The following is a 12,445-nucleotide window of genomic DNA, read 5'->3' on the forward strand; positions in this document are numbered from 1 at the left end:
CCCTTTGCGCCCGGTCTGACAAGGCCGCCGCGCGCAACCGGGATCAGTCCCGCCCCGCATCCAGGACAGCAGCTGCCAAAGCGGCCGGGTCCGAAAAGCACAACTCATGGCTGCCCGGTATCTGGACAAGACGAAACAGGCCCAGCTTCTCGGACAGGCGCGGATGCCAGCCAAGGCTCTGTGGCAGTGCCGTGTCTTCGGTGCAGTTGATGTAGGACTTGGCAATCTGCATCTCTGCCGGGTTCACCGACAGGGAAATCGGGTCAGTGAAGGTCGCGTAGGGATGCGCATTGAGTTGTTCATAGGCCGATTGCGCAAGCTCCTCCGAGCCATCGTTGATGAAGGCCTCGCGCCAGATGGGGAACGGCAGCATGACACTATTGTCGGCACTCTCGGCGCTGACCACATCGAACATGCCGACGTAGTGCGGCGGCACCATGTCGTTCAGACTTTCCCCGTCGTTAGGGACAAAGGCGTTCCAGTAGATCAGACGCCGCAACCGGCTGGCGATCCGGTCCGCCACGCCGGTGATGACCATTCCGCCATAGCTGTGTCCCAGCAGAACGACATCGTCCAGATCGTTGGTCTCGATGTATGCGACAATGGAAGCGATGGCGGCTTCCAGGCCCGTTGTACGCGGGTCGTCGGGGTTGTTTCCGGCAATGGTCGGGCAATGAACGACGTGTCCGGCATCGCGCATGGGCTGTGCCACTGGCTCGAACTGCGCGCCCGTGTGCCATGCGCCGTGTACAAGTACAAAAGTAGACATCCTTGGTTTCTCCCTTTAGCCTAATCTTCTTGAAAGATACCTTTCCCAATCCGGTTTCCTATGGCTCAGACTCATGAAACATGTTCTGCAAGTCAGGTTCCGCATCCCGCAAGGGAGTGGAACACCAATTCGGTCGGCGAGGCCGAGGCATTCGATTACTACCGCGAAAGTATCTGCACGGCGTTCATGCCCCTGCGGCCCGAACTGGACGCCCAGAAGCGCGCAGCGTTTCAGGCCGTGGTGTGCTCCCATCAGACGGATTCAGGCATTCTGAACATCGTATCAGCCCGCGCGCACAGGGTGCAGCGGGGCAAAGCGGAAATCGCATCGTCCCCGCAGGACTGCTATTATCTGAACACGCAGCTGCACGGCGAATGCCGCGTGGCGCAGCGCGGCACTGCGATGACGCTGCGCGTCGGCGATGTGGGGATATTCGACGGGTCCGAACCTTTCGACCTGAAGCACGACTATTGCAGATCGCTGGGTGTCGCCTCGCTCATGGTGCCGAAACGATTGTTGCAGGATGCGGCCGGCCCAGAGTTCGGCTCCGGCCCGTCCCTCCTGTCCGGTCATCCGGTCATCGGGAACCTCATATCAGAGGCAGGCCGCGCGCTGGCCACTGCATCCAGCGGCGGGTGCCCGGACGCGTTGTCACGTTTGTCGCAAGTATTTCTGTCCCTTGCCGTGCTGGCCACTGGGCCCTCGACACCGCAGGTCAGCCCTGTCGGGCGCCGCCTGGCGCGGCTCCACCAGATCAGGCAGATCATCCACCAGAACTGCGCCCGCCCGGATTTCGACCTGTCCGAGTGCGCCAGCTTGATCGGGCTGTCGGTCGGGTACGTCCAGCAGATACTTGCCGGGAACGGCACACGCTTTGGCGCCTTGCTGCTGGAAACACGCCTGGCACAGGCGGCGCGATCGTTGTTGGATCCGGCGCAAAACCATTTGTCGGTTTCAAGCATCGCCTATGCGGCTGGCTTCAAGGATGTGTCACATTTCGGGCGCGCATTCCGGCAGGAATACGATCAATCGCCAGGGCAATGGCGACGACAGGCCGTCGCGGCGCCGCCGCGCTGAAGCGCGCCCCCTGGCTCAAGCCCCCGCACTCAGGATCGAGGGTTCGCGGCGCGCGATACAGTTGTCATGTGGACAGACCCGACAGGTAGCCCCCACCGGAACCCCGGATGCGCCCCCTTCGGGCACCGGCAGCAGCAACATCATGGCTTGCAGCAGCGGCGGCGCGTTGTAGCCCTGCGGCGTCACCGGCTCGCTCACGGCATAGCACTGGAACTGCGCCTGCGCCCTGCCCAGCTGGCTGACCCGCTGCGCGGTGATCGTGCCGGGTTGCCCAAGGGCCGCGAACAGGGGCCAAAGCGGGCAACAGGCCCCGTGACGCGGCACCGAAAACCCGTCCACCGTCTTGCGAAAGGTCACCGTACCGGAGCGGTCGCAGACAATCAGCCCGGTCTCCAGTTCCGGCAGCGCGGCCAGCCTGCGCAGCACCCGCCCGACCGGCTGCTCCAGCGCGCGGGCAAGGGCGACAGGATCAACCCCCTTATCCGCCACGGCGGCGCGCAGGCGGGCCAGCGGCAGCAGGGCTGCATCACGCGCAATCTGGCGCAGGACTGCGCGGGCGATGAAATGCGCGGCAGGAGACCGAAGGGCAGGATCATCCGCCAGCATCTCGACGATCAGCGTGTCGGCGTTGGCGGCCCCCTCAAGCATCTGGAAACTGAAGTCGCGTGCGGACAAGAACGCCTCGACCTCCTCCTGCGGGGAACTGGCGGCATCATCCGCGCCGGGTTCCGCATCAAGATAGGCCACCAGATCCTGCGCGCTGGCGGACAGCCGGTCGCTGTCCTCGTTCAGGTTGGCATGAAAGCGGTCGCGCCACTCAGGTTGCAGCGTCTTGGTCTCTGCCAGGATGGATGCGGTGGAGCGGATCGCCGCCGCCGTTGTCAAAAGCTCGTGTATCGAGGCCGCCAGCTGCGGATCGTGGCCCAGCCGGTCGGTCAGCGCCTCCACTGTGGCCTCCAGCGCGTCAAGGCGGCGGCGCGCCCCTGCCAGAACATCGGCCCAACCGGGGAAACGCCCCGCGAATTCGTCGGCCCGGTCGGCCTCTGCGCCGCTCATCCCGGCCTCGTGGGCCGCTTCGCGCAGGGCCGCGATCAGTGTCGCTTCCGCCCCTTCGGTCAGGGTTTGCGGCTCCACCTCCAGCGCGGCCGCGATGTCCAGCAGCAGTTTGCCGCCGATTCTGCGCTTGTTGTGTTCGATCAGATTGAGATAGCTGGCGGATATCCCGATGGCGCGGGCCAGGTCGGCCTGCTTGAGCGACGCCATGATCCGCCTTTCGCGGATGCGGCTGCCTGTCAGCCCCTCACGCGCCACGGCAAAAGCATCCGGTAAAACTGTGCGATTTCAATGTGTTTCTGCGCTGCAATATCATGATATTTACAGGTTCCATAGACTTATTGCGAAGATATTTACAGGATTATGCAGAATTTAAAAGGACTTATTGATGGGTTTCACAAGCCGGGTGATAAAGTGTTTGCACAATAGTGCCGCGTGTGCCGGATGGAGGAATCCGACATGCGTTTACAAATCGGGAGGAATTCATGTCATTTTCGAAACTGACACGTCGTGGTCTGATCAAAACCAGCGCCGTGGCCGGTGCAGGTCTTGCACTGCCCACCTATCTGCGCGCTGACGCCCATGCCGGGTATACCAATGCCCCCACCGGCGACACCGTCACGCTAGGCTTCAACGTGCCGCAAACAGGATCCTATGCCGAAGAAGGTTTGGATGAGCTGCGCGCCCAGGAGCTGGCTGTCCAGCACCTGAACGGCGAAGGCGATGGCGGCATGCTGAACACGTTCAGCTCCAAGGCGCTGAAGGGGAACGGCATCCTGGGCAAGAAGGTCACCTTCGTGACCGGGGACACCCAGACCAAATCCGACGCCGCGCGCGCCTCTGCCCAGTCGATGATCCAGAAAGACGGTGCGATTATGATCAATGGTGGCTCGTCCTCGGGCGTGGCCGTCGCTGTTCAAGGTCTGTGTCAAGACTCTGGTATCATCTTCATGGCCGGTCTGACTCACTCCAACGATACCACTGGCAAGGACCGCAAACGCAACGGTTTCCGGCACTTTTTCAACGCCTACATGTCAGCGGCGGCACTGGCACCCGTGCTTAAGAACGCCTATGGTTCCGAACGCCGAGCCTATCATCTGACGGCTGATTACACTTGGGGCTGGACCCAGCAGGAATCTATCGCCGCTGCGACAGAAGCTGTTGGATGGGAAACGGTCAACAACGTCCTGACGCCTCTACAAGCCACGGACTTCTCTGCCTACCTCGCGCCCATTCAAAATTCCGGTGCCGATGTGCTGGTGCTGAACGAATATGGCGGGGACATGGTCAACTCCCTGACCCAAGCGGTGCAGTTCGGCCTGCTTGACAAGGAAGTCAACGGCAAGAAGTTCGAAATCGTCGTGCCGCTCTACTCCGAACTGATGGCTGCCGGTGCGGGCCCCAACGTGCAGGGCGTGATCGGATCGATGAACTGGAACTGGCAGTTGCAAGACGAAGGCTCCAAGGCTTTCACCAAGTCCTTCGGCGAGAAGTACGGACGGCCCCCGTCGAATTCGGCGCACACCTGTTACGTGCAGACGCTGCTCTACGCGGATGCCTGCGAACGTGCTGGCACTTTCAACCCCTGCGGCGTGGTCGAGGCTCTCGAAGGCTTCGAATTCGACGGCATGGGCAACGGTCCGGTTCTCTATCGTGCCGACGATCACCAGTGTTTCAAGGACGTGCTTGTCATGAAGGGCACGGAAAACCCGTCCAACGAATACGACACGCTGGAAATCGTCGAAGTCACGCCGCGCGCGCAGGTCGAGTACGACCCCGACCACCCCATGTTCGCCGGTGGCGACCTGGGCGAATGCAATCCGGGCGCCTGAGCCGGACCTACCAGGAGGGCGGTACAAAACCCGCCCTTCCCTCTTAAACGACCCGCCAGCCCCGGTTTCGACCGGCGGCTGCGCGCATACATCAGGTGGGGATCATGGACGCAATCCTTCTTCAAATAATTAACGGTCTCGACAAGGGCTCCGCTTATGCGTTGATCGCCCTTGGCCTGACCCTGATCTTCGGCACGCTGGGTGTGGTGAACTTTGCCCACGGCGCGCTGTTCATGATCGGTGCTTTCTGCTCGGTCACCCTGCAAAAAATCCTGACCATCAGCACCATCAGCATCGACGAGACGCAAAAGGATTTCCTGGGCCGCCCGCTTGAGGTGAAGACCCCCATCATTGAAAACTGGTTCGGACCGGACATTGGTGGTGCCATCATCAACTGGTCGGTGCCCTTGGCTATCGTATTTGCCATCCCGGTGATGCTGGTGATCGGCTATGTGATGGAACGCGGCCTGATCAAGCATTTCTACAAACGTCCCCATGCCGACCAGATCCTGGTGACCTTTGGCCTTGCCATCGTGTTGCAGGAGGTCATCAAGTATTTCTACGGTGCCAACCCGATCCCTACACCCGCGCCGGACGCCTTCCGCGGCAGCTTTGACTTCGGGGCGCTGCTAGGGCTGGATACCGCACTGGCCTATCCCTACTGGCGGCTGGTCTACTTCGCCTTTTCGGCGGTGATCATCGCGGCCGTTTTTGCCTTTCTGCAATTCACCACCTTCGGCATGGTCGTCCGCGCCGGCATGGCGGACCGCGAGACAGTGGGCCTGTTGGGCATAGACATTGACCGCCGCTTTACCATCATGTTCGGCATCGCCGCTGCGGTCGCGGGGCTGGCGGGGGTCATGTATGCCCCCATCAACTCGCCCAATTACCACATGGGCATGGATTTCCTTGTGCTCAGCTTTGTCGTGGTGGTCGTGGGGGGCATGGGCTCCCTGCCCGGCGCGGTGCTGGCCGGTTTCATGCTGGGCATCCTGCAATCCTTTGCCTCGATGAACGAGATCAAGGCGATTCTGCCCGGCATCGACCAGATCATCATCTATGTGGTGGCAATCATCATCTTGCTGACACGTCCCCGTGGCCTGATGGGCCGCAAAGGCGTGATGGAGGAATAAGACATGTTCGGCACCGCAAAAAGAGACACCGCCCTGTTGATCATCGTCGCGATCCTGACGCTTTTCGCACCTTTCCTGCTCAACCCCTTCCCGGCGGGATCGGCGATGGCGCAGTTCAATGCAGGCTATCCTGACCTGATGCAACGCTTTGTGATCTTTGGCATCTTCGCCATCGGGTTCAACATCCTGTTCGGCCTGACCGGATACCTCAGCTTTGGCCATGCCGCCTTCCTCGGGCTTGGCTCCTATGCGGTGGTCTGGATGTACAAGCTGCTGGATTACAACGTCATCTGGGGGCTGCCGCTGGCGATCCTGGTGTCGGGCGTCTTTGCCCTGATGATCGGCTTCATCTCGCTGCGGCGATCGGGAATCTACTTTTCGATCCTGACGCTGGCCTTTGCGCAGATGATGTTCGCGATCAGCTACTCTGACCTGCTGGGCCGCTTCTTTGGCACCACCATCACCAATGGCGAGACCGGGTTGCAGGTCTATACCTCGGACCCGCAGATCCTGATCGACAGCTGGGAACGCGTGCCGCACCTACTGGGGCTGGTCGAGATGCGCTCCACCTATACGCTCAATCTGGGGAACTGGTCCTTCGACTTCAACGCGGGCTATTATTTCTGCGCCGTCATCATGATCCTGGCCTTTTACCTCGCGATCCGCATCTTCCGCTCGCCCTTTGGCATGATGCTGCGGGCGGTGAAATCGAACCAGCAACGGATGAACTATACCGGCCTGAACACCCGGCCCTATGCGTTGGCGGCCTTTGTGATCTCGGGCATGTACGCCGGGCTGGCCGGTGGCCTGATGGCCGCGATGGACCCGCTTGCCGGGGCCGAACGGATGCAATGGACCGCCTCGGGCGAGGTTGTCCTGATGACGATCCTGGGGGGCGCGGGCACGCTGATCGGCCCGGTACTGGGCGCCGGTTTCATCAAGTACTTCGAGAACATCTTTTCCAAGATCAACGACAACGTGCTGCACAGCTGGTTTGCCTTCCTGCCCGACGGGATCGAGGATTTCCTAGTGGTCATCGTGCATCCCTTTGTCGGCAAGGGCTGGAACCTGACCCTGGGCCTGATGTTCATGATCGTCGTGATCTTCCTGCCCGGTGGCCTTGTCGAAGGCGGCCAGCGCATCGCGCGGCTGTTCCGCGGCAAACCCGCCAAGAACGACGCGCCCGACGGCTCCAAGACACCTGCGGAATAAGGACTGACACCATGGCAATTCTCGAAGTCAAGAACGTGGGCAAACGCTTTGGCGGTCTTCAGGCCCTGGGCAACGTCAACCTCAGCGTGGCGGAAAACTCCTGCCATGCCATCATCGGGCCCAACGGCGCGGGCAAATCCACCCTGCTGAACTGCCTGGTGGGCAAGCTGATCCCGGACACCGGGTCGGTGATGTTCGACGGTCAATCCGTGCTGGGGCGCAAACCCTATGAGATCAACCAGATGGGAATCTCGCGCGTGTTCCAGACGCCGGAAATCTTCGGCGATCTGACGGTGATGGAAAACATGATGATCCCCTGTTTCGCCAAGCGCGACGGGGCGTTCGAGATGAACGCCATCATGTCGGTGACCAGCCAGCGCGACATCATCGAAAAGGCGGAACACATGTTGGAGGACATGAACCTGATCGACAAGCGCGAGATGCATGCCGCCTCCATGTCGCGGGGCGACAAGCGCAGGCTGGAGATTGCGATGTGCCTGGCCCAGGACCCCCGCCTGCTGCTGCTGGACGAACCCACCGCCGGTATGGCACGGGCCGATACCAACAATACCATCGACCTGCTGAAACGGATCAAGGAAGAGCGCGACATCACCATCGCGATCATCGAACATGACATGCATGTCGTGTTCTCTCTGGCCGAACGGATCACCGTGCTGGCCCAGGGCACCCCGCTGGTCGAAGACACGCCGGAAAAGATCAAGGGACACCCCAAGGTGCGCGAAGCCTACCTGGGTGAATCCCAGGACGCCGCATAGACCGAGCTTGCCCCACCCGACCGCCAAAGGACAGCTTTCATGAACACCCAAACCCTCGACAAGAACGCCAACCGCGCCGCCACGGCCCCCGCCTTTCTGTCGGTCTGGGACCTTGAGGCCTATTACGGCGAAAGCTACATCGTGCAGGGCATCAGCTTTAACGTGCACGAGGGCGAGATTCTGGCCCTGCTGGGGCGCAACGGCGCGGGCAAGACTTCGACCCTGCGCGCCATCGCGCGCCTCGCCTCGCCCGAGGTGACCAAGGGGGAAATCTGGCTCGACCACAAGCCGCTGCACAAGATGAAGGCGCATGAAGCGTCGCAATGGGGTCTGGGCCTGGTGCCCGAAGACCGCCGCATCATTGCCGGCCTGACCGTTGAGGAAAACCTGAAACTGGCCCAGATCGCACCGCCCATTGGCTGGTCACTGGAGCGGCTTTACGATCTTTTCCCCCGTCTGGGCGAACGCAAGAACCAGGAAGGCACCACCCTGTCGGGGGGCGAGCAGCAGATGCTGGCCATCGCCCGCGCCCTGGCCCGCGACATCAAGGTGCTGTTGCTGGATGAACCCTACGAGGGGCTGGCCCCCGTCATCGTGGACGAGATCGAAAAGACGCTTGCCATCATCAAGGAGCAGGGCATCACCACCATCCTGGTGGAGCAGAACGCGGTGCGCGCGCTGAAACTGGCCGACCGTGCGGTGATCCTTGATACCGGCGGAATCGTGTTCGATGGCACGGCGCAGGAAGTGCTGGAAAACGAGCAATTGCGCGCCGAATACCTCGCGATCTGATCGCGCGTTCCGGCGAAAACCCTTTGCAGGTCGTGAAAAAGCCGGGGCCGGTGACAAACCGCCCGGCCCATGAACCCAATGGGGCATCCATGCGTTAGACCTCGAACGGCCCAAAGGGGCCCGGCAAACGCAAGGAGTATACCCATGAAACGCACGCTTCCCGCCCTCGCCTCCGGTCTGGCCCTCATCGCCGGTGCCGCCCTGGCCGACAGCCATGCCAGCGCCCCCGAACCTGTCGCCAGCGCCGAAATCAAGACGCTGGACGGCACCGTGCTGGGCAGCGCAACCGTCACCCCCGGCACCAATGGTGTTCTGATCTACGTCAAGGTCGAAGGCGCGGAACCGGGGCCAAAAGGGGTGCATCTGCACGAGGTGGGTGATTGTGATCCCGCAACGGAGTTCAAGTCCGCCGGGCCGCACATCGGGGACGCCGACAGCGCGCATGGCCTGCTGCATCCCGATGGTCCGCATGACGGGGACCTGCCAAACCTCTATGTCGGTGCCGACGGCACAGGCGAGATGCAGACCGTTGCCAGCGCGGTTTCCCTGACCGAAACACCTGACGGGTTGCTCGATTCCGACGGTGCCAGCGTGATGATCCACGCCGAGGGTGATGACCATTTCACCCAGCCCGGTGGCACCACGGGCGCACGGCTGGCCTGTGGCGTTCTGGAACCGGCATCCTGACACACTGGTGATGCCGCCCCCCGCCACCCCGCCGGATCGCCCCTCGATCCGGGGGGCGGCGGACCTGGCATAGGGGATCGGGCAATCAACCATCCGCTCCGCGTGATGCCGCCCGGATCAGCCAATCTGCGATGTTCTCCTTGTCCTCCTGCATGCAACTTGCCAACTGTCGGGGCCTGTCACAACTGGCGGCTTTCAATGCCTGGGCCCATGTCATATAACTGGGCAAAACGTCACGGCCCGCGCAGCGCCGGACAAGAGGGAAACGTCGAGGAATTTATGACCAAAAACACCCATGACGCAGATGTGGCCTTTATCCGGGCATTGGCAGAACTGCTGAACGAAAATGACCTGACCGAGCTTCAGGTCAAGCGGGACTATGCCGAAGACGACAGCCTGAACGTGCGCGTCAGCCGCAAACCGCCGCAGCAGATCGTGGCACCCCAGCAAATGCAGGCGGCCCCGCCCGCGATGGCCTCTCCCGCGCCCACACCGATGAGCGCCCCCGCAGCTGCCGCATCCGGTGCCGAGGACGATCCGGCCAGCCACCCCGGCGCGGTTGTGTCGCCCATGGTCGGCACCGTCTATATGCAGGCAGAACCGGGCGCGCCCGCCTTTGTCGCTGTCGGCAAATCCGTGTCAGAGGGCGAAACCCTGCTGATCGTCGAGGCGATGAAAACAATGAACCATATTCCCGCCCCGCGCTCCGGGACTGTCAAACGCATCCTGGTGGGCGACGGCGACGCGGTCGAATTCGGTGCGCCCCTGGTGATCATCGAATAAGGCGCTGACAATGTTTAATAAAATTCTTGTCGCAAACCGGGGTGAAATCGCGCTGCGCGTGATCCGTGCCGCCCGCGAAATGGGCATCCAGTCCGTTGCGGTGCATTCGACCGCCGACAGCGACGCCATGCATGTGCGGATGGCGGACGAATCCGTCTGCATCGGCCCGCCCTCTTCTGCGCAATCCTATCTGTCGATCCCGTCGATCATCGCCGCCTGCGAGATCACGGGGGCAGAGGCGATCCACCCCGGCTATGGCTTTTTGTCCGAAAACGCAGGATTCGTGCAGGTGATCGAGGATCACGGGCTGACCTTCATCGGCCCCACCGCCGAACATATCCGCGTCATGGGCGACAAGATCACCGCCAAGGAAACCATGCGCAAGCTGGGTGTGCCCTGCGTGCCCGGTTCCGAAGGCGGCGTGGCGACCTTGGAAGAGGCCAAGCGCCTAGGCGAGGAAATCGGCTATCCGGTGATCATCAAGGCCACCGCAGGTGGTGGCGGCAAGGGCATGAAGGTGGCAGCATCCGCCGCCGAGATGGAACGCGCCTTTCAGACGGCGCGCGCCGAGGGCAAGTCGAACTTCGGCAACGACGAAGTTTATATCGAGAAATACCTCACCACCCCGCGCCACATCGAGATCCAGGTCTTTGGAGACGGCAAGGGGCGCGCGGTGCATCTGGGCGAACGCGATTGTTCGCTGCAACGCCGCCACCAGAAAGTGTTCGAGGAAGCCCCCGGCCCCGCCATCAGCGAGGAAGAGCGCGCGCGCATCGGCAAGACCTGTGCCGATGCCATGGCCGATATCAACTATATCGGCGCGGGCACCATCGAATTCCTGTACGAAAACGGCGAATTCTACTTCATCGAGATGAACACCCGCCTGCAGGTCGAACATCCCGTGACCGAGGGCATCTTTGGTGTCGATCTGGTGCGCGAACAGATTCAGGTCGCCAGCGGGATGCCGATGTCCTTCCAGCAGGAAGACCTGAAGATCAACGGCCACGCGATCGAGGTCCGCATCAACGCAGAGAAATTGCCCAACTTCCGTCCCTGTCCGGGCCGGATCACCCAGTACCACGCGCCGGGCGGCCTGGGGGTGCGGATGGATTCGGCACTTTATGACGGCTATTCAATCCCACCCTATTACGACAGCCTGATTGGCAAGCTGATCGTGCATGGCCGCAACCGGCCCGAAGCGCTGGCACGGTTGGGCCGCGCCCTGGGCGAGCTGATCGTGGATGGCGTGGATACAACTGTGCCGCTGTTTCACGCGCTGCTGCGCGAAGAGGACATCCAGACCGGCAACTACAACATTCACTGGCTCGAACACTGGCTGGAAACCAATCTCGGCGACGGCTGACGCCGATGACAGACCTGACGCCGGAACTGGTGCTGCGCGGCTATGGGATCGGCATTTTCCCGATGGCCGAACACCGCGACGACCCGGAAATCTTCTGGGTCGATCCGCGCCGCAGGGGCATCATGCCCCTGGAGGGGTTCCACCTTTCGCGGTCCCTTGGCAAGGCGATGCGGCGGACGGGTTTTGACGTGACCATCAACCAGGACTTTGCCGGTGTGGTTGCCGCCTGCGCAGACCGCACCGACACCTGGATCAATGCAGAAATATCAAGCCTTTACAGCGCGCTGCACGAGATGGGCAATGCGCATTCGCTTGAAATCCGCGAGGATGGCGTGCTGGTCGGCGGGGTCTATGGCGTGACCCTTGGGGCCGCGTTCTTTGGCGAAAGCATGTTCTCGCGGCGCAGCAATGCGTCGAAAATGGCACTGGCCGCATTGGTTGTGCGCTTGCGCGATGCCGGGTTTTCCCTGTTTGACGCGCAGTTCCTGACCGACCACCTCGCCTCCCTCGGCGCGATAGAGATCACGCGGGCGCAATACCACCTGAGACTGGAAAAGGCGCTGGCGACCCGTGCGGACTTTGCCGCGCCGCCGGTTCTGCCGCTTCAGGACGTAGTGCAGCGCATGACCCAGACGTCATAGCGCCGATGCTCCAGCGCCGACAACGCCGGGGCCGATGCGATCATCCAGCCGGAAAACACCGTGCCGGTCTTGCCGGTTTCCGAGATTTCAAGCTCGGCAAAGGCGTCGCCAGCGGGGTTGCCCACAGGATAGCGGCATTCGTTCAGCACGATATCAAGATTGCCCAGCCGCGCCGACTGGCCCGCGCTCAATTCGATGTCGCTGGTGTGGCCAGAGGTCTTGTCCAGCGCGCGCAGCACGGCACCGGATGCGCTGGACACCTCCTGCGCGGCGGCAGGTACGGCAAGACATGCAGCAAGAACAAGAAACCTGATCATGTTGACCACT

Annotated in this window: 13 protein-coding genes; 10 read left to right on the forward strand and 3 right to left on the reverse strand. The window is 61.9% G+C overall.

Annotated elements, in window-relative coordinates; all coding sequences use genetic code 11:
• Nucleotides 1-43: 43 nt before the first annotated feature.
• Entirely contained in the window at nucleotides 44-769 is a 726-nt protein-coding gene (locus A8B82_RS04575; RefSeq protein WP_067288845.1) for an alpha/beta hydrolase, read from the reverse strand.
• A 60-nt stretch (nucleotides 770-829) separates the two neighbouring features.
• On the opposite strand from A8B82_RS04575, the gene A8B82_RS04580 reads away from it, so the two are divergent.
• Entirely contained in the window at nucleotides 830-1,846 is a 1,017-nt protein-coding gene (locus tag A8B82_RS04580; RefSeq protein WP_067288847.1) for a helix-turn-helix domain-containing protein, read from the forward strand.
• A 15-nt stretch (nucleotides 1,847-1,861) separates the two neighbouring features.
• On the opposite strand, the gene A8B82_RS04585 is transcribed toward A8B82_RS04580, so the two are convergent.
• Nucleotides 1,862-3,157, reverse strand: coding sequence for a helix-turn-helix domain-containing protein (locus tag A8B82_RS04585; protein ID WP_067288849.1), 1,296 nt, complete (start codon nucleotides 3,155-3,157; stop codon nucleotides 1,862-1,864).
• A 227-nt stretch (nucleotides 3,158-3,384) separates the two neighbouring features.
• Here A8B82_RS04585 and A8B82_RS04590 point away from each other — a divergent pair, with 227 nt between their 5' ends.
• From A8B82_RS04590 to aat, 9 genes are all read left to right on the forward strand, one after another.
• Nucleotides 3,385-4,731, forward strand: a complete 1,347-nt coding sequence (locus A8B82_RS04590) for a substrate-binding protein (RefSeq protein ID WP_067288851.1) — start codon at nucleotides 3,385-3,387, stop codon at nucleotides 4,729-4,731.
• 104 nt (nucleotides 4,732-4,835) lie between these two features.
• Nucleotides 4,836-5,864 carry a branched-chain amino acid ABC transporter permease gene (locus A8B82_RS04595; protein WP_067288853.1) on the forward strand — a complete coding sequence of 343 codons (1,029 nt, stop codon included), beginning with the start codon at nucleotides 4,836-4,838 and terminating at the stop codon, nucleotides 5,862-5,864.
• A 3-nt stretch (nucleotides 5,865-5,867) separates the two neighbouring features.
• Nucleotides 5,868-7,076 (forward strand): branched-chain amino acid ABC transporter permease, encoded by a 1,209-nt coding sequence (locus A8B82_RS04600; protein WP_067288855.1) that lies wholly within the window; start codon nucleotides 5,868-5,870, stop codon nucleotides 7,074-7,076.
• An 11-nt stretch (nucleotides 7,077-7,087) separates the two neighbouring features.
• Nucleotides 7,088-7,852 carry an ABC transporter ATP-binding protein gene (locus A8B82_RS04605; protein ID WP_067288857.1) on the forward strand — a complete coding sequence of 255 codons (765 nt, stop codon included), beginning with the start codon at nucleotides 7,088-7,090 and terminating at the stop codon, nucleotides 7,850-7,852.
• 39 nt (nucleotides 7,853-7,891) lie between these two features.
• Nucleotides 7,892-8,644 carry an ABC transporter ATP-binding protein gene (locus A8B82_RS04610; RefSeq protein WP_067288859.1) on the forward strand — a complete coding sequence of 251 codons (753 nt, stop codon included), beginning with the start codon at nucleotides 7,892-7,894 and terminating at the stop codon, nucleotides 8,642-8,644.
• 144 nt (nucleotides 8,645-8,788) lie between these two features.
• A complete protein-coding gene (locus A8B82_RS04615) occupies nucleotides 8,789-9,331 on the forward strand; it encodes a superoxide dismutase family protein (protein WP_067288862.1) in 543 nt (180 codons plus the stop codon).
• Nucleotides 9,332-9,610: 279 nt separating this feature from the next.
• Entirely contained in the window at nucleotides 9,611-10,114 is a 504-nt protein-coding gene (gene accB / locus A8B82_RS04620; RefSeq protein WP_067288864.1) for an acetyl-CoA carboxylase biotin carboxyl carrier protein, read from the forward strand.
• 10 nt (nucleotides 10,115-10,124) lie between these two features.
• Complete coding sequence (accC, locus tag A8B82_RS04625) at nucleotides 10,125-11,477, forward strand: acetyl-CoA carboxylase biotin carboxylase subunit (RefSeq protein WP_067288867.1); 1,353 nt, start codon at nucleotides 10,125-10,127, stop codon at nucleotides 11,475-11,477.
• A 5-nt stretch (nucleotides 11,478-11,482) separates the two neighbouring features.
• Complete coding sequence (aat, locus tag A8B82_RS04630) at nucleotides 11,483-12,118, forward strand: leucyl/phenylalanyl-tRNA--protein transferase (protein WP_067288869.1); 636 nt, start codon at nucleotides 11,483-11,485, stop codon at nucleotides 12,116-12,118.
• Here aat and A8B82_RS04635 read toward each other — a convergent pair.
• Nucleotides 12,082-12,435, reverse strand: a complete 354-nt coding sequence (locus tag A8B82_RS04635; protein WP_067289454.1) for a DUF2155 domain-containing protein — start codon at nucleotides 12,433-12,435, stop codon at nucleotides 12,082-12,084. The two genes, aat and A8B82_RS04635, sit on opposite strands and share 37 nt — an antisense overlap.
• Nucleotides 12,436-12,445: the final 10 nt, after the last annotated feature.

The sequence above is a fragment of the Sulfitobacter sp. EhC04 genome, assembly GCF_001650875.1.
Taxonomy (GTDB): Bacteria; Pseudomonadota; Alphaproteobacteria; order Rhodobacterales; family Rhodobacteraceae; genus Sulfitobacter.

Excerpts from the sequence above, each read along its gene's own strand:
- A8B82_RS04575 (WP_067288845.1), bottom strand. The coding sequence starts at position 769 with ATGTCTACTTTTGTACTTGTACACGGCGCATGGCACACGGGCGCGCAG.
- A8B82_RS04580 (WP_067288847.1), top strand. The coding sequence starts at position 830 with ATGGCTCAGACTCATGAAACATGTTCTGCAAGTCAGGTTCCGCATCCC.
- A8B82_RS04590 (WP_067288851.1), top strand. The coding sequence starts at position 3,385 with ATGTCATTTTCGAAACTGACACGTCGTGGTCTGATCAAAACCAGCGCC.
- A8B82_RS04595 (WP_067288853.1), top strand. The coding sequence starts at position 4,836 with ATGGACGCAATCCTTCTTCAAATAATTAACGGTCTCGACAAGGGCTCC.
- A8B82_RS04600 (WP_067288855.1), top strand. The coding sequence starts at position 5,868 with ATGTTCGGCACCGCAAAAAGAGACACCGCCCTGTTGATCATCGTCGCG.
- A8B82_RS04605 (WP_067288857.1), top strand. The coding sequence starts at position 7,088 with ATGGCAATTCTCGAAGTCAAGAACGTGGGCAAACGCTTTGGCGGTCTT.
- A8B82_RS04610 (WP_067288859.1), top strand. The coding sequence starts at position 7,892 with ATGAACACCCAAACCCTCGACAAGAACGCCAACCGCGCCGCCACGGCC.
- A8B82_RS04615 (WP_067288862.1), top strand. The coding sequence starts at position 8,789 with ATGAAACGCACGCTTCCCGCCCTCGCCTCCGGTCTGGCCCTCATCGCC.
- accB (WP_067288864.1), top strand. The coding sequence starts at position 9,611 with ATGACCAAAAACACCCATGACGCAGATGTGGCCTTTATCCGGGCATTG.
- accC (WP_067288867.1), top strand. The coding sequence starts at position 10,125 with ATGTTTAATAAAATTCTTGTCGCAAACCGGGGTGAAATCGCGCTGCGC.
- aat (WP_067288869.1), top strand. The coding sequence starts at position 11,483 with ATGACAGACCTGACGCCGGAACTGGTGCTGCGCGGCTATGGGATCGGC.
- A8B82_RS04635 (WP_067289454.1), bottom strand. The coding sequence starts at position 12,435 with ATGATCAGGTTTCTTGTTCTTGCTGCATGTCTTGCCGTACCTGCCGCC.